This window comes from Hominisplanchenecus sp., assembly GCF_046967715.1.
GTDB classification, from domain to species: Bacteria; Bacillota; Clostridia; order Lachnospirales; family Lachnospiraceae; genus Hominisplanchenecus; species Hominisplanchenecus faecis.
In genome coordinates, this window is the sequence record NZ_JBKVNQ010000002.1 from 61,254 (window position 1) to 84,558 (window position 23,305).

At 43.4% G+C, this 23,305-nt stretch carries 23 protein-coding genes and 1 riboswitch; of the genes, 3 read left to right on the forward strand and 20 right to left on the reverse strand.

Translation table 11 applies throughout. The features are described from left to right. The first annotated feature begins 467 nt into the window (after nt 1-467). On the forward strand, nt 468-1,232 hold the full coding sequence (locus ACLTL4_RS00560; RefSeq protein ID WP_022118283.1) for an adaptor protein MecA: 765 nt from the start codon (nt 468-470) through the stop codon (nt 1,230-1,232). A 146-nt stretch (nt 1,233-1,378) separates the two neighbouring features. Here the strand turns inward: ACLTL4_RS00560 and ACLTL4_RS00565 are convergent, their stop codons facing one another. Then, nucleotides 1,379-1,588 carry a DUF1858 domain-containing protein gene (locus ACLTL4_RS00565; protein WP_022118282.1) on the reverse strand — a complete coding sequence of 70 codons (210 nt, stop codon included), beginning with the start codon at nt 1,586-1,588 and terminating at the stop codon, nt 1,379-1,381. A 217-nt stretch (nt 1,589-1,805) separates the two neighbouring features. On the opposite strand from ACLTL4_RS00565, the gene ACLTL4_RS00570 reads away from it, so the two are divergent. Next, nucleotides 1,806-1,979: a DUF362 domain-containing protein gene (locus ACLTL4_RS00570; protein ID WP_022118281.1), complete on the forward strand. Its 174-nt coding sequence runs from the start codon at nt 1,806-1,808 to the stop codon at nt 1,977-1,979. A gap of 65 nt (nt 1,980-2,044) precedes the next feature. Here ACLTL4_RS00570 and ACLTL4_RS00575 read toward each other — a convergent pair whose 3' ends face one another. From ACLTL4_RS00575 to ACLTL4_RS00615, 9 genes are all read right to left on the reverse strand, one after another. Next, nucleotides 2,045-2,707, reverse strand: a complete 663-nt coding sequence (locus ACLTL4_RS00575; protein WP_173897774.1) for a helix-turn-helix domain-containing protein — start codon at nt 2,705-2,707, stop codon at nt 2,045-2,047. Nucleotides 2,708-2,982: 275 nt separating this feature from the next. Further along, nucleotides 2,983-4,311, reverse strand: a complete 1,329-nt coding sequence (gene dnaB / locus ACLTL4_RS00580; RefSeq protein WP_022117926.1) for a replicative DNA helicase — start codon at nt 4,309-4,311, stop codon at nt 2,983-2,985. A gap of 14 nt (nt 4,312-4,325) precedes the next feature. Beyond that, nucleotides 4,326-4,772 carry a 50S ribosomal protein L9 gene (gene rplI, locus ACLTL4_RS00585; protein WP_022117927.1) on the reverse strand — a complete coding sequence of 149 codons (447 nt, stop codon included), beginning with the start codon at nt 4,770-4,772 and terminating at the stop codon, nt 4,326-4,328. Next, nucleotides 4,773-6,824, reverse strand: coding sequence for a DHH family phosphoesterase (locus tag ACLTL4_RS00590; RefSeq protein ID WP_022117928.1), 2,052 nt, complete (start codon nt 6,822-6,824; stop codon nt 4,773-4,775). 73 nt (nt 6,825-6,897) lie between these two features. Further along, nucleotides 6,898-7,998 carry an AI-2E family transporter gene (locus ACLTL4_RS00595; RefSeq protein WP_022117929.1) on the reverse strand — a complete coding sequence of 367 codons (1,101 nt, stop codon included), beginning with the start codon at nt 7,996-7,998 and terminating at the stop codon, nt 6,898-6,900. Nucleotides 7,999-8,026: 28 nt separating this feature from the next. After that, a complete protein-coding gene (locus ACLTL4_RS00600) occupies nt 8,027-8,809 on the reverse strand; it encodes an RluA family pseudouridine synthase (protein ID WP_022117930.1) in 783 nt (260 codons plus the stop codon). A 22-nt stretch (nt 8,810-8,831) separates the two neighbouring features. Continuing rightward, a complete protein-coding gene (metK, locus tag ACLTL4_RS00605) occupies nt 8,832-10,019 on the reverse strand; it encodes a methionine adenosyltransferase (RefSeq protein ID WP_147632695.1) in 1,188 nt (395 codons plus the stop codon). A gap of 200 nt (nt 10,020-10,219) precedes the next feature. After that, nucleotides 10,220-10,316: riboswitch (SAM riboswitch) on the reverse strand. A 14-nt stretch (nt 10,317-10,330) separates the two neighbouring features. Next, nucleotides 10,331-11,623, reverse strand: coding sequence for a UDP-N-acetylglucosamine 1-carboxyvinyltransferase (locus ACLTL4_RS00610; RefSeq protein ID WP_022117932.1), 1,293 nt, complete (start codon nt 11,621-11,623; stop codon nt 10,331-10,333). A 308-nt stretch (nt 11,624-11,931) separates the two neighbouring features. Beyond that, on the reverse strand, nt 11,932-12,444 hold the full coding sequence (locus ACLTL4_RS00615; RefSeq protein ID WP_022117933.1) for a shikimate kinase: 513 nt from the start codon (nt 12,442-12,444) through the stop codon (nt 11,932-11,934). A gap of 128 nt (nt 12,445-12,572) precedes the next feature. On the opposite strand from ACLTL4_RS00615, the gene ACLTL4_RS00620 reads away from it, so the two are divergent. Continuing rightward, entirely contained in the window at nt 12,573-14,330 is a 1,758-nt protein-coding gene (locus ACLTL4_RS00620) for a DUF885 domain-containing protein (protein ID WP_022117934.1), read from the forward strand. Between the two features lie 218 nt (nt 14,331-14,548). Here the strand turns inward: ACLTL4_RS00620 and ACLTL4_RS00625 are convergent, their stop codons facing one another. From ACLTL4_RS00625 to ACLTL4_RS00670, 10 genes are all read right to left on the reverse strand, one after another. Then, nucleotides 14,549-14,935, reverse strand: a complete 387-nt coding sequence (locus ACLTL4_RS00625; RefSeq protein ID WP_147632703.1) for a MarR family winged helix-turn-helix transcriptional regulator — start codon at nt 14,933-14,935, stop codon at nt 14,549-14,551. A gap of 77 nt (nt 14,936-15,012) precedes the next feature. Further along, the gene (gene rsmI / locus ACLTL4_RS00630; RefSeq protein ID WP_248835547.1) at nt 15,013-15,873 is read right to left on the reverse strand and encodes a 16S rRNA (cytidine(1402)-2'-O)-methyltransferase; all 861 of its coding nucleotides are present in this window, start codon (nt 15,871-15,873) and stop codon (nt 15,013-15,015) included. A gap of 7 nt (nt 15,874-15,880) precedes the next feature. Next, nucleotides 15,881-16,651, reverse strand: a complete 771-nt coding sequence (locus ACLTL4_RS00635; RefSeq protein WP_022118497.1) for a tRNA1(Val) (adenine(37)-N6)-methyltransferase — start codon at nt 16,649-16,651, stop codon at nt 15,881-15,883. Next, complete coding sequence (locus ACLTL4_RS00640; protein WP_022118498.1) at nt 16,641-17,561, reverse strand: stage 0 sporulation family protein; 921 nt, start codon at nt 17,559-17,561, stop codon at nt 16,641-16,643. The genes ACLTL4_RS00635 and ACLTL4_RS00640 overlap by 11 nt, the downstream gene beginning before the upstream one ends. Beyond that, nucleotides 17,561-18,556, reverse strand: a complete 996-nt coding sequence (gene holB / locus ACLTL4_RS00645; RefSeq protein ID WP_022118499.1) for a DNA polymerase III subunit delta' — start codon at nt 18,554-18,556, stop codon at nt 17,561-17,563. Before holB ends, ACLTL4_RS00640 begins: the two co-directional genes overlap by 1 nt. A 262-nt stretch (nt 18,557-18,818) precedes the next feature. After that, nucleotides 18,819-19,178 (reverse strand): hypothetical protein, encoded by a 360-nt coding sequence (locus ACLTL4_RS00650; RefSeq protein ID WP_412320146.1) that lies wholly within the window; start codon nt 19,176-19,178, stop codon nt 18,819-18,821. A gap of 97 nt (nt 19,179-19,275) precedes the next feature. Next, nucleotides 19,276-19,878 (reverse strand): guanylate kinase, encoded by a 603-nt coding sequence (locus tag ACLTL4_RS00655; RefSeq protein WP_412320148.1) that lies wholly within the window; start codon nt 19,876-19,878, stop codon nt 19,276-19,278. Between the two features lie 238 nt (nt 19,879-20,116). Then, entirely contained in the window at nt 20,117-21,373 is a 1,257-nt protein-coding gene (locus ACLTL4_RS00660) for an RNA-guided endonuclease InsQ/TnpB family protein (protein WP_412320149.1), read from the reverse strand. 55 nt (nt 21,374-21,428) lie between these two features. Continuing rightward, complete coding sequence (gene tnpA, locus ACLTL4_RS00665; protein ID WP_412320150.1) at nt 21,429-21,839, reverse strand: IS200/IS605 family transposase; 411 nt, start codon at nt 21,837-21,839, stop codon at nt 21,429-21,431. Nucleotides 21,840-22,081: 242 nt separating this feature from the next. Next, nucleotides 22,082-22,945, reverse strand: coding sequence for an Rpn family recombination-promoting nuclease/putative transposase (locus tag ACLTL4_RS00670; RefSeq protein ID WP_412291528.1), 864 nt, complete (start codon nt 22,943-22,945; stop codon nt 22,082-22,084). Between the last annotated feature and the right edge of the window lie 360 nt (nt 22,946-23,305).

A 23,305-nucleotide genomic window follows, 5' to 3' on the forward strand; every position in this document is an offset into this window, starting at 1 on the left:
CTTCAGGATACCAGATAACATTCATTGTACGAATGCAAAGTACCAAAGAGTTTACATGGCATCTTTTAAGCTCAATATTGCTTTATGGAGGTACAATCATTTTTTTGGAATATTGCGGAGAATCCCGCATAAGATAATAAAAAGCGACAGAATTCGCTTTCTTATTCATTTTGATTTTTGATGTTGCTTAAAGCATTGTTTCATCCTCACATTGATTATTATATACTTTATGTTTGAAAAATGCAAGATGTTTTTACACTCTTTTTATAATTTTACACTGGCAATCTACTTTACTTTTTGATAGTATGCAGATATAATTATAAGATAATAAGATGCTAGGGTCAAAAGTCTGAAGACACAATGTGCTTGCACAGGAGTGGTTTTATGGCATCTTTTAACCTTAATCAATATCATAATCATAGTAATTCCAATAAAAGGTTAACATATCATAGATAGGATGTGATAATATGAAGATAGAAAAAATCAACGATAATCAGATTCGCTGCACGCTTACACGTCAGGATCTGGCAGACCGTGAGATCAAGCTCAGTGAACTTGCTTACGGCACAGAAAAAGCAAAGCTGCTGTTTCGTGATATGATGCAGCAGGCCGCATACGAATTTGGTTTTGAAGCAAATGACATTCCTTTGATGATAGAAGCGATCCCGATTTCTTCCGACTCTGTAATTCTGATCGTTACCAAGGTGGAAGATCCGGAAGAACTTGATACACGTTTTGCAAAATTTTCACCGTCAAATGGCGAAGAGAACAACAACATCACTCCGCCGGCACCGGCACCTCTTGAAGGAGCCGATGATATCCTGAATCTTTTCAATAAGATCCACGAGGCAAGAAAGATGGCTGAAAATGCAGCAGCAAAAACTTCTGAAAAGAAAGAAAAGACTCCTGCAAAACCGGAGATCAATCCGGAATCCTTTCATTTGACGAAACTTTACCGTTTCCGCGATCTGGACACTGTGATCCGTGCAGCACACATTCTGCAAAATTCTTACCAGGGTTACAACACGCTCTATAAGAATCCGGAAGGCCGTGAGTATCTGCTGACACTCAGCAAATCTGCACACACACCAGAAGAGTTTAATAAAGTCTGCAATACCCTTTCTGAGTATGCTTCCAGCCTGAAATACACACCGGGCAACGAAGCGTTCTTTGAAGAGCATCTGGAATGTATCGTTGCGGATGAGGCTCTGCAGAAGCTTGCATTGATCTGATCGATATGAAATCGATAGTCAGAGTTTCTGAACCGATTCGCTGCAAACGGAAATAGAGTGTAGAAAAAGCGTCTCCGCCTGGGAAATCCTGGTGGAAACGCTTTTTATTTTTTAATGGATATTCACAATCCACTTTTGCTGTCTGTTTATGCCTGTTTGCTTTCAACAAATGCATTTACTCTTGCTACCAGCAGATCCGGCTCGATACCATGAACAAGAGCTGCCTCTTCGATGGTCTCCATCTGTGCGGATGGGCATCCAATACAGTGCATGCCGCCTGCTACCAGTACGCCTGCCATTTCAGGATCCATTCTTAAAATATCGCCGATAATCATATCCTTGGTTATTTTCTGCATGATTTTCCTCCTTTATCATTCTGTACAGACTTAAATTTCTCATAAAAATCTGTACCTGATTTCTTTTGACAGGTTGATTATAATATGTTTTTGTACTTTATGCAAGGCATAGAAAAAACCTCTTGTATATTCCAGACTTATGTATTAAAATGGGATAAAGATTCGGAGAGCCGAATCCTGTTGAAAACATATTTCATAAAAATAAGGAGGTTTTATCATGGCATACGTTATTACAGATGAATGTGTAGCTTGCGGTACATGTGCAGAAGCCTGTCCGGCAGAAGCTATCAGCGAAGGCGATGGCAAATACGTAATCGATGCAGATGCATGTCTGGATTGCGGTACATGTGAAGGAGAATGTCCTACAGGTGCTATCGTAGCAGGTGAATAATTAAAAAATTTTATAAAAGCAAGGGGAGCTGCGTAAGCAGCTCCCCTTGTTTTTCTATTTTCTTTTTATTTAAAAATCCGAAACCATTTTTTATGGCTTTCCTTCTCTCTTGTCGCTGCCACCATCTGCCGGTTATGCTGAAAGGAGCGAATGGTTTCATCCAGATTTCGGTAACGTTCTTCCTCTCTTTTTTCCTGGATCTTCATCAGGATCTCCATTTCTTTTAAAACACTGTCTGCAATCCGATTTTCCAGCTCCACATTATTTTCCTGAAGAGCACGTTTCATGATATCACCGACAATGTCCTGAAATTTTTCCAGGTTGTCCAGTGAATCTACAAACGGAAGTATGGTCTGTGGTTTCGGGACTTCCTGTGTGCTGTCTTTTAAATTCGCATCCGAATCTGTTTTTTCTGTATGTTCTGCTTTTTCAGTTTTTGTTGCTGTGTCTTTCATTACTGCATTTTTCTCTTCTGCGATTTCCGTTATTTCTTCTGCTTTTTTCTGTATTTCCGGAATCAGCACCTTGATCGCTTTGAGCTGAAATCCTTTGTCCCGCAGTTCTTTGACTTTCTTCATGATATAGATCGTTTTATCGGTATAGTAGCGATGTCCAAGTTCCGTTCTGCCCACTTTGATGTCCAGCTCTTCTTCCCAGCTTCGAAGTACATGTGCCTCCACCCCTGCCTGTCTGGCAGCATCGGAAATCATGTATCTGATCTCGCTCATCCTCTACCTCCCAATATTGTAACCGTTCAATACTTTCGCAATTACAATGCAAAACCAGTTAAAGTAACTGCTTCCATTTGTATTGAATCATTACTTATGTTTTTGGACGTTGTCCCTTTTTGATGCCTGCGAGTTTGACCCTGGCATATTTACATGAGAATGCCAACGAATTTGTACCCTGGCATTCTCATATGATTGTAACATATTTCTTTCTCAAAAACGTAAAAAAGATATCGCAAAAAGCGACACCTTTTTCATCCCGGAAACTCCCGGCGTTATTTTTTTAAGTTTGCAAATTTGGTGAGGTTTGGCAGCCATGCAAGCTCTACCGTACCGATTGGACCATTACGCTGTTTGGCTATGATGACTTCTGCAATGTTCTTTTTCTCGGAATCTTTATTGTAATAATCATCTCGATAAAGGAACATTACAACGTCGGCATCCTGCTCGATCGCACCGGACTCTCGCAGGTCGGAAAGCATCGGTCTGTGATCCGGTCTCTGCTCTACTGCACGGCTCAGCTGAGAAAGTGCAAGCACCGGAACCTGAAGCTCTCTGGCAATCTCTTTTAAGGATCTCGAAATATCGGAAATCTCCTGCTGTCTGGAGTCTGCACGTTTGCTTCCTGTCATCAGCTGCAGGTAGTCGATCATGATGACATCCAGACCTTTTTCTGCTTTGTATTTGCGGCATTTGGAGCGAAGCTCCGCAACGGAAATACCAGGCGTGTCATCGATGATCAGGTTGGAACGTCCAACGATCCCGGCTCCTTCGATCAGTTTCGCCCAGTCATCATCGCTCAGATTTCCGGTACGAAGCTGCTGTGAATCTACCTGTGATTCGAGTGCGAACAGTCGGTTGACCAGCTGTTCTTTTGACATTTCCAAACTGAAGATCGCTGCCGTATAATTTTTCTTAAATGCCATATACTGGGCTATGTTCAGTACAAATGCGGTCTTTCCCATGGAAGGACGAGCTGCGATCAGTACCAGGTCGGAAGGCTGCATACCGGTTGTCTTGTAATCCAGATCAATAAATCCGGTCGGGATTCCGGTCACGCTTCCTTTGTTTCTCGATGCCGCTTCAATCCGGTCGAGTGCCCGCAACACGACATCTTTGATCGGCACAAAGTCTCCGGAATTTCGTTTTTGAACAATATCAAAAATCCGCTTTTCTGCTGATTCCAGAATATCTTCCAGTTTTTCTTTTTCGCTGTAGCAGTCATTTGCGATCTGTTCATTGACTTTGATCAGTTTTCGCAGAACTGCCTTTTCATGTACAATCTGTGCATAGGCATCTGCATTTGTAGAGGTCAGTGCAGAAGTCAGCAGATCTTTGACAAACTCCAGACTGCTGATCTCAGGCGGTACGTCTTTTTCACGCAGAAGATTCTGCAGCGTGATCAGATCTACCGGTTTGCCGTCATTATAAAGCTCTACGATCGCATCAAAAACAATGCCGTACTGATGCTGATAGAAATCGTCTCCGCTTATGATCTCGGAGGCTTTGATGATGGCTTCCTGATCCATGAGCATAGCACCGATTACAGACTGCTCTGCCTCAACACTGTGGGGCAATACCCGCTTGATCAGTGCTTCTTCCATTTTTATGCCCCCTGTTAAATACCTTCTACTACGACTTTCAGCTCTGCTGTTACCTTCGGATGCAGCTTAATCGCAACGCTTGTTGTGCCGACTGCCTTGATTGGATCTTTCATCTGGATCTTCTTCTTATCGATATCATATCCAAGCTGTGCTTTTGCAGCTTCTGCAATTTCTTTGCTGGAAACAGAACCGAATACTTTTCCGCCTTCGCCTACTTTTACAGAAACTTTTACCTGTGCCTTTGCCAGTTCTTCTGCAAATGCTCTTGCGTCTGCCAGCTGTTCTTTTGCAACTTTTTCATCGTGTGCTTTTTTCAGTTTCAGATCATTGATGTTCTTTGCACTTGCTTCCAGTGCAAGTTTTTTCGGGAACAGCATATTTCTTGCATATCCATCGCTTACATTTACCATTTCACCTTTTTTTCCAAGTGCTTTTACATCTTCTACAAGAATAACTTTCATTTAAATCGCTCCTTCTTCTATCATCGTTCTTATCGTACTTTTCAGCTTATCTTTTGCTTCTTCAAGTGTCACTCCGTCCAGCTGTGCCCCGGCGATATTCAGATGACCGCCTCCGCCGAGACGCTCCATAATGATCTGCACATTGACCTCATCGATGGCTCGTGCACTGATATAAATACGCTCTTTGTATTCTGTCAATACAAAAGAAGCCTTGATACCGACAATGTTCAGCAGTTCATTTGCGGCCTGAGCACCGACTACAGTCGGGCTTTCCAGATCCTCACTCGGACAGCAGCTGATCGCATAATACTGCTCAAATACTTCTGCGTGGCGAACCGCTTCTGCTCTCGCCTTATAGGAACTCATGTCATTCCGGAACATCTTGCGGACACGCGTCACATCTGCTCCACATCTGCGTAAGAATGCTGCCGCTTCAAAGGTGCGGACCCCTGTTTTCGCCATAAAATTGTTGGTATCAATAATAATACCTGCATAAATACAGTCTGCTTCTTTTCCTTTCAGACGGATATCATCTGCAAAGTACTGCAAAATCTCTGCAATCATCTCACATGCGGATGATGCATACGGCTCGATATAGGACAGAACCGCATTTTTGATCACTTCGCTGCTCTGGCGGTGATGGTCAAGCACAACGATTGTCCTGGTCTGATTCAGGATCTCGGAACACTCTGTCATGCTTGGACGGTTCGTGTCAACAACCACCACAACGGTGTCGTGATCCACGATCTTTCTCGCCTGCTCATGTGTCACAAACATATCTTCCGGATATTCTTTGTCATTTAGGAACAGATTCACCCACTGACGGATCGATCCATTGATATCTCCGAGAACAATATGGGCTTTTTTGTCAAGAATCCTTGCCGCACGCCATACGCCGACGGCTGCTCCGAAAGAATCGATATCCGTGATCTTGTGTCCCATGATGACCACATCTTCGTGGCTTCCGATAAATTCGCGAAGTGCATGTGCCTTTACTCTTGCTTTTACACGCGTGCTCTTTTCCATCTGCTGGGACTTGCCGCCGTAGTAAGAAATTTTATCGTTATCTTTTACGACTGCCTGATCACCGCCGCGTCCAAGAGCAAGCTCAATGGCAATTCTTGAAAACTCATAATTCTGTGCATAAGTACTGCCGTTCACTCCGATACCGATACTTAAAGTGACCTTCATTTCGTTTCCGATGTTGACCGTCTTTACCTCTTCCAGAAGGGAAAAACGGTTTGCTTCCAGTTCTTCCAGTGACTTATATTTCAGAACTACAAAATACTTGTCCTTCTCAAGTTTTTTTGTGATACCGTCCAGATTCGCCACATATTTGCTGATCTTACGGTCGATCAAGGCAAGCAGAAGGGAACGTCTTACCTCCTCCACGCTCTCAAGCACTTCATCGTAATTGTCCAGGTAGATCAGTCCGGCAACCATTTTCTGTTCCTGATTCTGACGGATGTAATAATTCAGCTCCGTATTGTCAAACAGATACAGTGCGATCAGATAATTCCCTTCCTGCGGAATATCCACAATCGATACTTCCTCGTTGAGATCTCCCATTGAAAGTTTCTGCAGATGTGCCTGATAATCGTTTTCATTATAAAAAATCTGCACATCTGTTTCTTCCTTTTTGCACGGAAGTGCAGACGCATCAATCTCCGGAAACAGGTTTGAAATATTTTTCCGATACCTGGAATCCTTTCCTGTCACATCACAGAATGCATCATTCATCCAGAGTACTCTTCCATCCGTATCGAGTACTGCATACGGAATGGAAAAATTTTTCAGCATCCCTTTCTGGATCTGGGAATACTGGGATGCAAACGCAATCATCTCACGGAGAACAAACGGACGGTAACGCAGCATCAGAACAGACATCAGAACCCAATAAGCGGCAGTAAAACAAAATACCAGAAATCCTGCTTTCACATCGATCGCAAAAACCAGGATATCCAGCATCACAAGTAAGACCGCCACGACTGCCGGCCACTGCATATAGGATTTTAATTTTCCGCTGTGCCTTACCTTCTTTTTCTTATTCATTGCATCTTCTCCAAACCCTCAGTTACTATCAAAGCCTATCATACCATTTTTTCCGGAAATAGAAAAGGTTTTTTTACGCTTCCAGCCATTCCCTGACCACCTCTCTGATAACAAGCAGCATCAGCGGACCAAGCAAAACTCCCGTCGGTCCGAAGATGCAGATCCCCACATATACTACAACTGCGATAACAATGGGATATACGCCCAGCTTTTCCCCTAAAAGCCGTGGCTCCAGGAAATCCCGCGTGCTGTTGGTAATGAGAAAGAAAGTCAGGTAAGCTGCGGCATGAAAGAAGTCTCCACGAAACAGTTCCAGTGCCGCCCACGGAAGCAGGATCGTCCCTGTCCCGATAAACGGAAGTGCATCCAGAAAACCAATCAGGATCCCGACCAGCAGGGCATAGGAATTCTGCAAAACCCACAGACCTGCCACGCACTCTGCCATCACTGCCGCCATGATCAGAAGCTGTGCCCGAAGCCACAGACCCGCCATCTGCCACAGACGTTCCCCAATCCGCACCAGATGACGAAACGTGCTGTATTTCTGCAATTTCTGACAGATTTCATCATAATCTTTGATGATCAGCAGGACAGCCACAAAAATCACAAAGAGCACACTGAACCATTCTGCGGCAACGACTGCATACCGCACGGAATATCGAAAAACCTGCGTGATATTGACTGCCTGTATTTTTTCCGACATTTTTTCAATGTTCTGGTAGACGATCTCTCTGATCGCCTCACTTTTCATCCCGAATTTCTGATTGAGCAGCACACAGCATCCGTCGATCATCGTTTCCATCTTTGCCTCGTACTGATCAATATGCAGAAAAATGCTGCGAATCTGTGCAAACAGCCGCACACCGAGGAACCACATGCATACGCCTGTTATTCCAAGGACCAGGCTCATCATGCAGAACAAAAGACTCCCTTTTCCTACTTTCCGAAAACACGGATATTTTTGCAGACGGATGGCAGCCGGATTTAAAATCCTTACAATCAAAAAAGCCACCAGAAATGGGGCCACATAGACGAATATATATTTAAAAATGATATATACCGCCATTATGATTCCCACAATTCCGATTGCTTTTCTGATTTTTGTATTCATCTTCGCCGCACCTTCCTTATCCGCTTTTATCGGATTTAGTATGTACGACATAATCTTTTTCATTCTGTTATCCTGTTTTTACCGGATATTGCTATTCTTTGCGGAATTTTTCAAACGCTCCTCCTTCCGGAAGAACGGTGAAATCCATCTGTTTTCCGGTTTTCGGATGCTGGAAACTTAAGCTGTAAGCACAGAGTGCCGGAGTTTCTTTTTCGCGTGTTCCTGTCGTTTTTGCGGATTTTTCGTCGTATTTTTTATCACCCGCAATCGGCATGCCCGCTCCGGAAAGCTGTACACGGATCTGATGATGCCGGCCGGTCAGAAGTTCGATATCTACCAGGCTGAGATCCTCTGTTTCTTCCAGGATCGCATAACGCAGTTTGCTTTCTTTTGCACCTTTCGTTCCCTTTGGCACAATATAAGAAGTGTTTGTCCTGCGGTCTCTCTGAAGATAATCCGTCAGTTCCTGATATTCTGCTGCTGTTTCTGTTTCTTTGTATACATCGGCATTTCTACGCACAACTGCACAATATCGTTTCACGACCTGACCGCTGCCCTTCCGGTCTGCAATCTGACTGCTTAAATTCGCTGCTGCCTGTTTTGTCTTGGCAAATACGATCACGCCCTGGACCGGCTGATCTAAGCGATGCACAACTCCAAGATATGGCTCCCCCGGTTTCCCGGACTCTTCCAGAAGATACAGTTTCAGAATGCTGACCATATCTTTGACTCTGGAATTTGCACTCTGAACCGGAACTCCTGCCGGTTTGCGACATACGAGAATATAGGGATCCTCATACAGAATCCCGATATTCCCTACCATTTTGATACATTGTTTCTGATTGCTGTTTTCCTTTTTCGTTTCTCCACACATAATTCTGTCTGCCTCAGTCAGATTACAGATATTTTTTCAGTGCATCCACCTTGTCCAGTTTTTCCCATGGCAGATCCAGATCGTTGCGTCCAAAGTGTCCGTAAGCTGCTGTCTGTTTGTAGATCGGTCTTCTCAGATCCAGCATTTTGATAATGCCGGCCGGTCTTAAATCAAAGTTCTCACGAACGATTTCTGTGATCTTTTCGTCAGAAAGTTTGCCTGTTCCGAAGGTATCTACCATAACAGAAGTCGGCTGTGCCACACCGATCGCATAAGAGAGCTGGATCTCGCATTTGTCTGCCAGTCCTGCTGCTACGATATTCTTTGCTGCGTAACGTGCTGCATAAGCTGCAGAACGGTCTACTTTTGTGCAGTCTTTTCCGGAGAATGCTCCGCCGCCGTGACGTGCATATCCGCCGTAGGTGTCTACGATGATCTTACGTCCGGTCAGTCCGCTGTCTCCGTGAGGTCCGCCGATCACGAAACGTCCGGTCGGATTTACAAAGAATTTGGTGTTCTCATCTACCAGTTCCTGTGGCAGGATCGCATCAAATACATGTTTTTTGATGTCTTCGTGGATCTGTTCCTGTGTTACGTCCGGATCATGCTGCGTAGACAGAACAACTGCATCCAGTCTTGCCGGTTTTCCGTTTTCATCATATTCTACGGTAACCTGAGTTTTTCCGTCCGGTCTTAAGTAAGGCAGTGTTCCGTCTTTGCGGATCTTGGTCAGCTGGCGTGCCAGTTTGTGTGCCAGTGCGATCGGATAAGGCATGTATTCTTCGGTTTCGTTTGTTGCAAAACCGAACATCATACCCTGGTCACCTGCACCGATTGCCTCAATCTGATCATCGGTCATCTTGTGTTCTTTTGCTTCCAGTGCTTTGTCTACACCCATAGCGATATCGCCGGACTGCTCATCGATTGCTGTGATCACACCGCAGGTATCAGCATCAAAGCCATATTTTCCTCTGGTGTATCCGATCTCACGGATCGTATCTCTTACGATTTTCTGGATATCAACGTATGCTTTTGTGGTGATCTCACCCATAACCAGTACCAAACCGGTTGTTGTTGCTGTCTCGCATGCTACACGGCTCATCGGATCCTGCTCAAGCAGTGCGTCCAGAATCGCATCAGAAATCGCGTCGCACATTTTGTCCGGATGTCCTTCTGTTACAGACTCGGATGTAAATAATAATTTCTCCATTTGTCTCTCCTTTTTTAATAAATGAATGTATGATGCCTTTGAACTGTATGGAATTTTTACAATTCTGACATCGGTAATTTTATAGTTCCTGATAATATGAAACTACATGGTTTCTTTTTATAATCCCACAGAATGCTTTTCTGTGGAACGAAAAAAGGTCCACAAAAAGCGGACCTCTTATTCCAATGATAAGTTCAATCCTCTTATTGTTCGAATACTCGCTCAGGTTGGCACCTTCCTTTAAGGGGTTGCCGTGACTTCACAGATCCTATGTATCTCCATCACTCTGAATAAGAGAAGCTATTTAATTTTCAACCAACTCTCAGTTTGAATTTCTGAATTTCCTTTTCGGTGCTAACTCGTTCAATCTCAGCACCAAGGCTGCGGAGCTTGTCTTCAAAACACTCATATCCACGCTGAATATAGACAATATCATCGACAACGGTGACACCTTCTGCTGCCAGTCCGGCGATCACCAGTGCTGCTCCGGCTCTCAGATCCGGTGCACTGACTCTTGCTCCTGTAAACCCATCGGTTCCGTAGATAATAGCAGAATTACCTTCTACTTTAATCGTCGCACCCATTCTGGTAAGCTCGTCCACATATTTGAAACGATTCTCAAAAATGCTCTCTGTCACAATACTGGTACCGTGTGCCAAAGCCAGGGCAACTACGATCTGCGGCTGCATGTCGGTCGGATACCCCGGATACGGCAGTGTCTTGACGTTTGTGCTATTTAAACGTTTGGATGCTACCACACGCACAGCATCGTCAAATTCTTCTACCTCACAGCCGATCTCGACAAGCTTTGCTGTCGTTGCTTCCAGATGTTTCGGGATGACATTTTTAACCATGACATCGCCTCTGGTCGCTGCTGCTGCAAACATAAAGGTTCCGGCTTCGATCTGGTCAGGAATAATGGAATACTCTGCCCTGTGAAGCTTCTGAACACCGCGGATACGGATCACATCGGTACCGGCACCTTTGATATTGGCACCCATGCTGTTCAGGAAGTTCGCCACATCGACAACGTGCGGCTCACGTGCTGAATTCTCGATGATCGTGTATCCCTCTGCCATAGATGCTGCCATCATGATGTTGATCGTCGCACCTACGGAAACCATATCTAAATAAATATGTGTTCCTTTCAGCTTTTCTGCCTCTGCAACGATGGAACCGTTTCGGATACTCGTTGTCGCTCCCAGTGCTTTGAATCCTTTCAGATGCAGGTCGATCGGTCTGCTGCCGATGTTGCATCCGCCCGGAAGCGGTACTTCTGCTCTTTTATATTTTCCAAGAAGTGCTCCCAACAGATAGTAGGAAGCTCTGATTTTCTTAATAAACTCGTAATCTACACTTACCTGACCGATCATAGAACCATTGATAGCCACTTTATGACGGCTGATCCTGTCAACTCTGGCTCCGATCACACTGATCGCTTCGAGCAGGACATTGATATCCTGGACATCCGGAAGATTATCGATTACCACGGTCTCATCTGTCATAATCGCCGCTGCCAAAATACCAAGTGCCGCATTTTTCGCTCCGCCGATTTCAACTTCGCCCACCAGGGGATTGCCGCCTTTAATTACATACTGTTCCATAGACACCTCTATTATTAAAATATACTCTCTATCTCTGATGCATCCGTTACCGCTCTGCATCATTATCATCATTTTTCAAATTGCTTTTTTTACTTTTTAACGAAATTCTGTAAACGTCCGGAAATGACGTAAACACCTGCGAATATGTGCCGAGGACAAAAAGCGATTCCCCTAACATCATAATTTTTATTATACCACAAACTTGGTGTTTGTAAACAAAAATTAAGATTTCAGTAAAAAGCAACGAAGATACATTTCAGGAACCGTGGATTTTAGCTATATTCTCCGTAACATTCTTGTAACAACCACTATTTTCTGCTCCGATATCGCAAAACCACCTGTTCCATCGTCTCTTCCACGCTCATGTTCGTTTCATCGACGGTGATATCAGCATATTTTTCATAAAGTGGAATGCGTTCTTCATAAAGGCTCTGCAAGGTCTGGCCTTCCTGAAGTGCGACACCTCTGCACCGCAGGTCACCGAGTCGCTCCTCCAGCTCCTCGCAGGTCAGTTTCAGATAAACGACCGTTCCGATCTCTTTTAAATGCTGCATCGCAGAATCTCTGTATACAACACTTCCGCCGGTTGCGATCACGCATCTTTCTGCCTCAATGGAAGCATTGACGCGTGCTTCAATATCAAGAAATCCTTCCGTACCAAATTCTTCGATCAGTTCCGGAAGCCTCTTTCCTTCCTGACTCTGGATCTCCAGGTCGGAATCAATAAAACGATATCCCAGTACTTTTGCAAGCACAACACCAACGGTGCTTTTTCCTGAACCCGGCATGCCGATCAGGATGACATTTTTTGAACTCTTCATTTCTTACCACCTGCCTGTTTTTTCATAACTGTATCACAGCAGATATGGTTTGTAAAGATTGCTTCTTAATGGCACATATTTTTTCCCTTCTGCACGTACACTGTAAAAAACAGTTCAGGTATCTGCCTATGTCCTCCTTTCTTTCCAGACTTCGCAGGCACAAACTTCTGCTTGCTTTTCTTCCTGCTCTTATCTTTCTCTTTTGTTCTGTTTTTTATTATGAAATCAATCATTCTTTTGTCGCTTTCTGTGATACAGTCTTTCGAAATGAAATTACAGAAAATACTTTAAATCTGCACTATACACTGGAAAACCCGGAAATTTTAAATCTTTCTGATCCGGATGTTTCGTTTGGTTCCATGAACCCGGAAGTTCTCGCAGATTCTTTTTCACAGCAGAATATTTATCTGGAAAAACTTTTCAAGTTTCCCAAAGACTGGCTTTCCACAAAAAACCGTCTCACTTATGATATTTTAACAAGTGCTTTTTCGTTACAGGCAGAGGGTGAAAAATACCTGCTTTACGATGAGCCGCTCGGTCCGTCTCTCGGCACACAGGCACAGCTGCCGGTTCTGCTTGCAGAATACAGTTTTCATAATAAAAAAGATATTGAAACGTATCTGGCTCTTCTTTCCGGGCTTCCGGAATACTATGACAGCATTCTGCAGTTTGAACGTGCCAAATCAGCTGCTGGACTTTTCATGGATGCTTCTGTCGCTCAGGGCGTGATCGACCAGTGCGATGCTTTTCTTAAGACCGGCGATCAGAATATTCTGTTTACCACTTTTGACAGCCGCATCGCCTCTCTTGATTTTTTAAATGAAACCGAAAAAGAGAAATACTGCTCTTTGAATCGGAAAGCCCTTGCCTCCTATGTTATCCCGACTTACCGGAAACTTTCCAAAGGGATTTCTGCGTTAAAAGACAGCAGCAAAAACGCTCTCGGTCTTTGTTATCTTCCGGATGGCAAAAATTATTATGCTTATCTTGTCAAAGACACGACCGGCTGTTATGACAGAGTGGAAACGATTTTTAAAAGAATCCAGTCACAGCTCGTAAAAGATATCCACAAGCTGCGTCAGATCGCACAGAAAAATCCACAATTATTTTCCGATTCCGGGGATGAAACGCTGAAAACGGTGAATGATCAGATTTCTTCTGATCCAAAGGAGATTCTGAATGATCTGAAACGGAAAATGGCAGAGGATTTTCCGGAAATCGCGGACGTGACATACGAAGTCAAATACGTTGAAAAAGCTCTGGAAGATTATTTAAGCCCGGCTTTTTATCTGACCGCACCGCTCGACAACCGCAACCAGAATGTCATCTACATAAATCCGAAAATCGGTTACCGTGGACTGGATCTCTATTCGACACTTGCACACGAAGGTTATCCGGGCCATCTGTACCAGACGATTTTCTCGAACGACTCCGGTATCCGCCCTGTCCGCAGTCTGACAAATTTCGGTGGTTATGTGGAAGGCTGGGCAACCTACGTGGAAATGCAGTCATTTTCTTACGGATGTTCTGATAATATCATTGCCGAAATCTATCGCCTGAACCGTTCTTTAAACCTCGGCATCTCTTCTTTTCTTGATATTCTGATCCATTATTATGGATATGACCGCCCGCAGACGGCAAAGGTTCTTTCGCAGTTTGGCTTAAATGGAGAAGGGACTGCCGATGCCTTTTTCAACACCATTTTGGAGGCTCCTGCAAACTATCTGAAATACTATGTTGGCTATCTTTGTTTTGAAGATTTAAAACAGGCAGCCCTGAAAAAAGAAGGTGCTTCTTTTTCTTTGAAAAATTTCCATAAAAAAATACTGGAAACAGGTCCGTGCCCATTTCCAGTATTGTATAAATACGTTCTGCAAAAATCATAATAAATTTTGCGGTTATTTCCATGATGCCAGGGTCTAAAAGTCAAAATGTCGTTCTTGCTTGCAAGATAAGACATTTGAACTTGAGACCCGCTAAACATGAGGAAGTAGCTATTTACGCAGTAAATACGCGGATTCCGAATGTTTATAGAATTGCGGGAGTTACTTTGTAACGGAGCAATTCGTAGGCATCAATCAGGGTCTAAAGGTCAAAATGTCGTTTACTGCTGATACTGCTCAAAAAAGCCGATCAGATTGGTGAGTGCCTGTGCCAGCACTTCTTCTTCCTGTTCACTCATATTTGCAATCGTCGCCTTGATCATTTTGTCGTGAAAGAGGCGATGATGCTCATATGCTCTCCGGCCTTTTTCGGTAAGAGAAATCAGCACGACCCTTCGGTCTTTTTCGCTGCGTGTACGATTTACATAACCTTTTTTTACAAGATTGTTAACCGCAATCGTCAGCGTTCCGACCGTAACAGAAAGTTTTTTGGCTACGAAAGACATATTTCGCGGTTCATCAATGCCGATTGCCTCGATGATATGCATATCGTTATTGGAGATCTCGCTGAATTCCCCCGTCCGGATCGCTTTTTCTTCCAGTGTCATAATATCATGGAACAATCGAACCAGAACATTATTTAACGTGTCGTATGTCGTACTCACAGCTTTCCTCCTTCTGCTTTTCAGGCTTTGTCTCTGTCAACTAATTCCCGGTAGACATCTCTTTTTCCGACTCCGCGGTCTTTTGCTACCTGTTTCATCGCTTCTTTTTTATCCATGCCCTGATCCAGGTATTTCTGCATATGTTCTTCGATGTCCATCTCTTTCCAGGCTGCCTGACTCTCCTCTTTCATCTGCTGCCGGCTTCTGCCCTCGAGCACCAGTACACATTCGCCTCGCGGTGCTTCCGCTTCATAGTACGCCACTGCCTCTGAAAGTGTCGTGGTGAATGCTGTCTCATGCTTTTTCGTCAGTTCCCGCAGAACCGTCATTCTGCGGTCGCCAAGTGTTTCCAGAAGTTCTTTTAAGGTACGCACCAGCCTGTGCGGTGCTTCGTAAATGATGATCGTCCTGGTCTCGTCTTTTAATTCTTCCAGAACTTCCTGTTTTTCTTTTTTATCCGATGGAAGAAATGCCTCAAAACAGAAACGTCTGGTGGATAATCCGGAAAGTGTCAGTGCCGTCACGCAGGCACAGGCTCCCGGAAGGGAAGTCACCTCAACACCGTTTTCATAGCACAGACGCACCAGATCTTCACCTGGATCGGAAATGCCCGGCGTACCGGCATCGGTGATCAGGGCGATGTCTTTCCCTTTTTTCATTTCTTCTATTAAAACATAGGCTTTTTCGATTTTATTGTATTCGTGATAACTCGTCAGCGGAGTATGGATATCAAAATGATTTAAAAGCCGGATGCTGTTTCTGGTATCCTCCGCCGCGATCAGATCGACCTCCTGAAGCACTCGCAGAACACGCATCGTAATGTCTTCCAGATTTCCGATCGGAGTTGCACACAGATACAGTTTTCCCTGATTTTCGCTCATATATTTCTCACCTTTCCGAATGCTCTTTGACCCTGGCATCATTATATCCGTAAATATCATAAATCTGCTTTGTATACACGCCCGGTTTCTCATACACGATCAGCGGCGGCTCACAGGTGATCCTTGATTTTGCACCTTTCATGGCTTCGATCAGGACCATGTTCGGTTCTTTATCGATATACGGATGCACCATCTGCATTCTCTTTGGCTCAAGTCCGTACTTCACAAGCAGATAAAAAATCTCCGCCAGCCGGAACGGTCGATGTACCAGATAAAACTTTCCGCTGTTTTTCAGAAGTTTTGCTGTCTGGACGATGATGTCCTCCAGCGTGCAGTAGACTTCATGCCTTGCGATCATTTTTGCATTATCCGGATTGACCAGACCGTGATGCTCGATCATATACGGCGGATTACTTGTGACTACATGAAAAGAAGCCGAAGCAAACAATGTCCCGGCCTCCTTGATATCGCCTTCTACAATAGAGATTCGCTCTTCCAGATGATTATACCGAATGCTTCGCATCGCCATATCCGCACTCTCATGCTGTATCTCAAGACCGGTAAAATGTCCGGCTTTTGTCTTTGCCGCCATCAGGATCGGGATAACTCCAGTCCCGGTACCAATATCCAGAACGTTATCTCCCGGCTTTGCCTTTGCGAATCCGGAAAGCAAAACCGCATCCATTCCAAAACAGAATTTTTTCGGATTCTGGATGATATGGTACCCGCTTCTCTGCAGATCATCCAGTCTCTCATCCGGATACAGTTTAATTGTCATTTAGTTTTGATTTTCCTTCCTTTTTCTCCATTGCTTCGAGTTTCTTCAGCTCTTGTTCTTCCTGTTTCCCTGCCCCGCCGTTTTTCTCTTTTCTTCTGCGAGGTTTGAACTTGAGCTGTTTGACATCGTATTCACGGATCTCTTTTTCGTCCCCGACTTCCACAACCACTTTTACGGTCTGACGAAGCACGTTGACACTGTGTACTTCTCCTTTTAAACCGTCCTCAGTCGTCACCGTATCATTGACCGCCGGCAGACGGCTGTTCAGATACTCGTAAGTCTCCTCTTCATTTTTCAGGCAGCACATCAGTCTTCCGCAGACACCGGAGATCTTGGTCGGATTCAGTGAAAGATTCTGCTCTTTTGCCATCTTGATTGAAACCGGTGCGAACTCAGATAAGAATGTATGGCAGCAAAGCGGTCTTCCGCAGATGCCGATACCTCCAAGCAGTTTTGTCTCATCCCGCACACCGATCTGACGAAGCTCGATACGTGTCTTAAATACGGATGCCAGATCTTTTACCAGATCACGGAAATCGATTCTGCCGTCCGCCGTGAAATAAAACAGGACTTTGTTGTTATCAAACGTATATTCTGCATCGATCAGCTTCATATCCAGCTTATGTTTGCGGATCTTCTCGGCACAGATACGCATAGCATCCTTTTCCTTTGCCAAATTGCGTTCTACTCTTGCATCGTCATCCGGTGTTGCGATACGCATAACGGCTTTCAGCGGCTGAACTACTTCGTCATCCGGAATCTCCTTTGGATTGGCTACGACGCTGCCGTATTCGATTCCTCTTGCTGTCTCAACGATCACATGGTCTCCCTTTTTGATCGGCAGTTTTTTCGGATCAAAGTAATAAATCTTCCCGGCCGTGCGAAAACGGACACCAACAATTTTTATCATTATACCAAATTCTCCTTTATAAGAAGAAACAGCAGTTCCATGGTCAGATCAAAATTAACGTTTGCATTCAGACGCGTTTTCGCTGTCTGGAGTCCCCGCAGAATATTTTCGATACCTTCGTAGGAACTTTTATTGATCTGATCGGTGATCACATTCAGCTCATCTTTAAAAATGAGCCCATTGCTGTCTCTTGTCGCTTTAAAATACAGGATGTCACGATACCACACCGCCAGAAAATCCAGATAATCCTGAATATCAATCTTAAATTCGGATACGGATTTCACCGTTGCGATAATATCGTTGATCTCCATCTTAGATACATTTTTCAGCAGATGAAGTGCTGAATTTTTGATTTCATTAAAGCTGTCCGATGTTGCCAGCTGTACGGCTTTTCCGATATTGCCCTGTGCAAATGCCACGCAGACATCCGCCTCATAATCCGGCACCTGTACATGCTCCATCAGATACTGCTTGACTTTATCGTCTGCGACCGGTTTCAAAGAAAGCATAACGCATCTTGATAAGATGGTCGGCAGAAGTGCTGATGCATTGTTTGCAAGCAGCAGAATCACTGCATATGCAGGTGGCTCCTCGATTGTCTTCAGAAGTGCATTCTGTGCAGCCGCTGTCATTTTCTCCGCATCCGGCACAATATAAATTTTATATTTTCCACTGTATGGCTTGATCAATACATCGTTCACAATCTGTGTTCTCACATCATCCACGCTGATGCTGTTTGGCTTTTCGTGCATCAGATGTATGATGTCAGGATGGTTGCCGCTCTGTGCCTGTACACAAGAATGGCAGCTGCCACAAGGCTCTGTGCCTCCCTTTTCACACTGCAGTGTTTCCGCAAAAACATCTGCCAGCAGCTTTTTGCCGCATCCCTTTTCTCCACTCAATATATACGCATGGGACACCTTCCCAAGTTTCATCGCACTTTTCAGATGCGTAACAATCTGCTCATGTCCTACGATTTCCTCAAATCCAGGCATATGCTCACCCCTCTCTGATTTTATCATTCGTATACCCAATGATTTTCTATTATATCATAAATAAGCGGCTTTACCTAGAGTTTTTTCTTTACGATACATTTCTTTTTGAAAAAAGATACCTGTAAACGACTGACCAGTTTTATTATGTAAGATTATATCCTGATGAGAATTTACAGATATGGATAGATGCAGAAGATTCACTAGAAATCAAAAAAAGCAGCGTGAATACCTGCTTTTAATGTGGAAAGTTGAGATCGTCATTCTAAAACCCGTATTCCATAAAGAAAATTGCTATTTTATCTAATTTTCCTTCATTATATTCTGCAAAATCCAAATAATATTTTGGAATACTTACCGCTTGCATTTCTTTTTTATATAGCCATTGTCTTGTTTTGGCTTCCGGAGCAAAAATAACTGCTTGATTTTCACTGGAAAAAATCTCATTATAAGTACATGCTGAACGGTCTAAAACACACTTCCAATCCATATTCTCATCCTGAAAATATCGATTTAGTTGATTCAAAAATTTCTTTGCTTTTTGCATATAAATGACATTCATAATTGGATTATAATGTTCTCCCTCTATTACAGGAATTTCCCATACTAAACAACACGTTTTCATTTATAGATCCCTCCTTGCCAGATTTTATGTTTTCATTATAGCGGAAGCACTTTGACACTCCCCCACCTACAGGACGCCACTGAAAAAGTGGCGTCCCTTAGAGCTCGGAGTCTTCTTGCTGGAAGAGGATAAATTCTGTAATCTCCTCAACACACTTCTGCAGTTCTTCATTCTGAAAACGCTTTTTTATTCCTGCCTTCTCCAGGTTTTCTTCCGAAAAATCAGCACTGTCTGCCAGAAAACGCCGACACATCTCATCATAATTCGGCTTTATCTGTCTGCGTTCCCGATCCAAGGCCCTTGCCAGACGCATCCCGTCCTCAACCTCGACATAAATCGGCACAATTCGTTCTGCCCCATAATAATCCCGCAGTTTTTCATAGGAAACCAATGTTCCGATTGCCAGATAATCTTTTGTATCCAGATCTGTCTGCTCATCGTCTACCGTAAAATATTTCCAGACTCCGCCAACGACCTGATATGCCCGCAGCTCAATCACCTTCCCGGCATCCTGAAACTCCGAAAGCCTCTCTTCATCCACAAAATGATACTGCACACCATCCGTCTCATTCGCTCTTGCCGGTCTTGTCGTATACAGTACAATCTGGTGCAGATTTAATTCCTTTTTTTTCAATATTTCCTTAAAAATCGTGTCTTTTCCCGATGAACTTTTGCCCATCATATAAAATATTTTTCCCATATTTTTCCTTACTTGTTTCCAAGAATACTTCTGATATTTTTGTTGCTCACCGCCCACAGGCGGGAATCTCCTCACATCTGATATAAAAATGCCCCGAACAGTTGAGGGCATTCTGTTTCGTAATCTCATATCTGATAGTGAACTACTCGGTAACTGAGTTACCAGAGCATCTGAAATCTGGCGGGATACCGTCTTTTTTCAGGGTGCGTCCATGACACCAATACTGCTTGCCTTTCGGCTATGCAGCTACTTTTATTATATCTGGTTTTTTTAGTCCGGTTACGGACAGTTCCTTCTGTTTTCCGGATACGGAAAGATATTTCCGCAGGATATTAAATGCGCCTACCGCATCTGCATTGTATCTTACTCCGTCAGTTACATACATGCCCCGTTCTTTTCGGTTTGATGCTTCTGCATATCTTTTTGATACTTCTGGTGATAACGGGCTGCACTGGCTGGTATAGCTTTCTTCCTGCTTTATCAATTGTATTCCATACCGTTTTAGTTTATATTCCAGCATGATATACAGCCTGTTATATGGCAGGCTGTGAAGCTTCTGGTTGGTCTTATGTCCCATATCTTTTTCTTTACGGATATTTCGAATGTCTCCCACAACTACACAGCGGATATCTTCTTTTCTGCAGTATTCTGCGATCCATCTGGTTACTTTATGAAGGTAATCCTTCACTGCATTCTGCTTTTTCCTGTAAAGCCGCTGGATATGTTCCGATGTTTTTGGATATTTTATTCCTCTTTCTGATTGCTGTGCATACCATACAGACTGCACTCTGGCGATTTCTTTATGAAAATATCTTTCCAGAGAAAGATACTTTCTTCCCAGAATAAAAGCTCGGCCATTTCCGGAATCATAACAGGTCATCAGATTATGAAGTCCAGGATCAATAGATAAATAATGTCCATTCTGGGAAAGCTGTTCCGGCTCTTCCATCTCATAGATAACAATAAGGTCGCATTTTCCGTTTTCCGGTGGATAGATCCGCAGCTGCTTTATATGATCCATGTTCCTGAAAATCTTATTTTCAAGATATAGAAATTTATCATGGATCCCGTATGTTTCTTCCATGTAGCTTTTCAGATCCTTTGGCAGAGACAGCCGCAGCTGGTCTGAACCTTTCTCATGCCGGATCCCCATCTGCATGTATGTAACCGGGATATTGTCCTGTTTAAAACGGGGCGGATTCGGATCTTTGATCCCTCCGGTCTTTTTCAGGACATAAAAAGATTTCCATGCTTTATCCAGCTGCTTGCAGGTCTCCTGTGCTGTCTGTGACGGAAGCTGTTTATACCACAGATTTCCTTTATGTGCTTTTTTCTGATAATACCAGTCAGGATACTTTTCCAGTCCCAGCTCTTTATAATGATGACGTTCGTAGTTGCAGACATTCCAGAGTTTGGAAGCTGCATAACACATATGCCCTATGATATTGGAATATTCCGGCCGGATTTTTACAGATGTTCTGTGTGACAGCAGCATCCCTCTTCCTCCCCTCAGACAGTAACGCGGATCGGTATTTACAGTCCGCTTTAACTTAATACGACTTGCTCTGATGTTCCATATAACGGCGGATATTTTCCTCAGATACAGATCCGATCGTTTCCACATAATAGGAATGGTTCCACAGCTCTCCCTTCCATAGCTGGTTTCTTATTTCCGGAAAACGTTCGAACAGTTTTCTGCCGGTAATCCCCTTCAGATACTTGACGATTGCTGTTATGGACAGCTTTGGTGGAGCTGTTACAAAGCAGTGGACATGGTCTCCTTCACCACATTCAAATAAATGAACAGTAAAGCCCTTGTCCTCAGCAATCTGCTGCACCAGTTCCTTTAGGTATTCCTCAATTTCTGAGTTTAATATCTTCCGTCGGTATTTCACTGACCATACCATATGGTAGTTGATATTACACACGCAAGTTCTATAATGTATTAGATTTTCTTTCATACATATAGTATAGCATAATGCACGAAAATGTGCAATACAAAATCGAACATATTTTCGTTTGATTCTATGCCGGTTACGGCATTAATGTCACTGGAGTCAATGGCAGGGAGATTATTATATTATTTTCAATGTGCAGACATGCACACTCCTACACTTTCATCTCGGTAATTGAATTGCCGAGGATTCCCCCTTATTGTCCTAACATTAATCCCTTTTCCATTCAAGGCATTCTTCGTTTTGCTTTACTGTTCCGGAATTATATTTTCTGGCAACTCCGCAAGTCTTCTGGCTTCTTTCTCGTCAAATCCTTCCTTACACAAATTTTTATACACCAACATTTTTCCTTTTATTTCTCCCTCACTCCTGCCAATCTCTATTCCTTTTTCTATCCCCATTTTTTCCAGTCTTTCTGCCACATCACACATACTCCGGACTCCTTTCTTCTTTTTCCTGAAAATTTCCTCATAACGCTTATCTCCTGTCATGACCTGCAAAAGCTTCAGCACTTCATCCACATGCCTGATCTCTGTTGGATCATCCGGTATATAATCTCTGTTTTTTCTTTTCTGTACAAAAAAATTTGCCACCACTTTGAAATCACTGCGGAAATGACTGATCTGCTCTTCTGTCAGCCATGCAACCTCAAAAACATGCATCTGGTAATCATTTACATACCTATCCAGACATTTAGGAATTTCCATCAGTTCTTTGATCTTTTTTCTGCTGTTCCAATGCCTGTCTGTCCCGAAATACAATACAATTGTCACCACCGGCAGCATTTTTCTTCTTTCCTGCTGTAACTGATTCCGATATGCCGACCCATCGTATCCAATGATGCGAAACGGCATATTCTTCTCCACGATACTCTGATTTTCAATTCCACAGATTGCAAGTTCCACCTTCTCATCCTTCCAGTATTTTGCAATATCACGCTCCAGTTCATGAACCTTGTCATCTTCTGCCTTATACTGTGCATGAACGGTTGTATTTTCCAGATCTTCCGGTTTAATCTCCTGTTCCCCGCCAAATAGTAATCCATTTATGATATCTGCAAAAACATCATTATAATCTTCCAATACCTTTTCTGTAATATCTTTTTGTCCCATAGGCTTCGCTCCTTTTTCTGTATTTTTACCTGTATACGAAGCCATCTGTTTTGTATCTGAGCTGTATTTTTACATTTTCCGCAAATACCTTGAACTGTATCGAGATTTCCTCTCGTACAATCGTATTAGACCAAAAGATGCCATTACATAATTTTTCAGCCGCTTCGTGCAGGCTTTTGATTTGTGGATTTTCCTGCCGAATGGCATAGAATATCGAATAAGATTTGATGTATTGATTTTGTTTGTGTTTATTATACTTGCGTATGTGATGCGTGTCAACCTTTTTGTTTCTTTTTCAAAAACATCCAAATAAAAATTGACCGAGCTCTTTAGAGCGAGGGATGCTTCTTGTCCGAAGGG

Bases quoted from the DNA above. Each gene is read 5' to 3' on its own strand.
- dnaB (WP_022117926.1), bottom strand. From the start codon at position 4,311: ATGGAAGAAGCACTGATCAAGCGGGTATTGCCCCACAGTGTTGAGGCA.
- ACLTL4_RS00565 (WP_022118282.1), bottom strand. From the start codon at position 1,588: ATGCAGAAAATAACCAAGGATATGATTATCGGCGATATTTTAAGAATG.
- rplI (WP_022117927.1), bottom strand. From the start codon at position 4,772: ATGAAAGTTATTCTTGTAGAAGATGTAAAAGCACTTGGAAAAAAAGGT.
- ACLTL4_RS00625 (WP_147632703.1), bottom strand. From the start codon at position 14,935: ATGACACTGGAAGAAAAAGCGATCCGGACGGGGGAATTCAGCGAGATC.
- ACLTL4_RS00620 (WP_022117934.1), top strand. From the start codon at position 12,573: ATGTCCTCCTTTCTTTCCAGACTTCGCAGGCACAAACTTCTGCTTGCT.
- holB (WP_022118499.1), bottom strand. From the start codon at position 18,556: ATGCCTGGATTTGAGGAAATCGTAGGACATGAGCAGATTGTTACGCAT.
- rsmI (WP_248835547.1), bottom strand. From the start codon at position 15,873: ATGAGCGAAAATCAGGGAAAACTGTATCTGTGTGCAACTCCGATCGGA.
- ACLTL4_RS00595 (WP_022117929.1), bottom strand. From the start codon at position 7,998: ATGAAAAAGATTATGTCGTACATACTAAATCCGATAAAAGCGGATAAG.
- ACLTL4_RS00610 (WP_022117932.1), bottom strand. From the start codon at position 11,623: ATGGAACAGTATGTAATTAAAGGCGGCAATCCCCTGGTGGGCGAAGTT.
- ACLTL4_RS00635 (WP_022118497.1), bottom strand. From the start codon at position 16,651: ATGACAATTAAACTGTATCCGGATGAGAGACTGGATGATCTGCAGAGA.
- ACLTL4_RS00655 (WP_412320148.1), bottom strand. From the start codon at position 19,878: ATGGGAAAAATATTTTATATGATGGGCAAAAGTTCATCGGGAAAAGAC.
- ACLTL4_RS00560 (WP_022118283.1), top strand. From the start codon at position 468: ATGAAGATAGAAAAAATCAACGATAATCAGATTCGCTGCACGCTTACA.
- ACLTL4_RS00575 (WP_173897774.1), bottom strand. From the start codon at position 2,707: ATGAGCGAGATCAGATACATGATTTCCGATGCTGCCAGACAGGCAGGG.
- ACLTL4_RS00615 (WP_022117933.1), bottom strand. From the start codon at position 12,444: ATGAAGAGTTCAAAAAATGTCATCCTGATCGGCATGCCGGGTTCAGGA.
- tnpA (WP_412320150.1), bottom strand. From the start codon at position 21,839: ATGAAAGAAAATCTAATACATTATAGAACTTGCGTGTGTAATATCAAC.
- ACLTL4_RS00650 (WP_412320146.1), bottom strand. From the start codon at position 19,178: ATGAAAACGTGTTGTTTAGTATGGGAAATTCCTGTAATAGAGGGAGAA.
- ACLTL4_RS00600 (WP_022117930.1), bottom strand. From the start codon at position 8,809: ATGTGTGGAGAAACGAAAAAGGAAAACAGCAATCAGAAACAATGTATC.
- ACLTL4_RS00590 (WP_022117928.1), bottom strand. From the start codon at position 6,824: ATGAATAAGAAAAAGAAGGTAAGGCACAGCGGAAAATTAAAATCCTAT.
- ACLTL4_RS00670 (WP_412291528.1), bottom strand. From the start codon at position 22,945: ATGGGACAAAAAGATATTACAGAAAAGGTATTGGAAGATTATAATGAT.
- ACLTL4_RS00660 (WP_412320149.1), bottom strand. From the start codon at position 21,373: ATGCTGCTGTCACACAGAACATCTGTAAAAATCCGGCCGGAATATTCC.
- ACLTL4_RS00570 (WP_022118281.1), top strand. From the start codon at position 1,806: ATGGCATACGTTATTACAGATGAATGTGTAGCTTGCGGTACATGTGCA.
- metK (WP_147632695.1), bottom strand. From the start codon at position 10,019: ATGGAGAAATTATTATTTACATCCGAGTCTGTAACAGAAGGACATCCG.
- ACLTL4_RS00640 (WP_022118498.1), bottom strand. From the start codon at position 17,561: ATGATAAAAATTGTTGGTGTCCGTTTTCGCACGGCCGGGAAGATTTAT.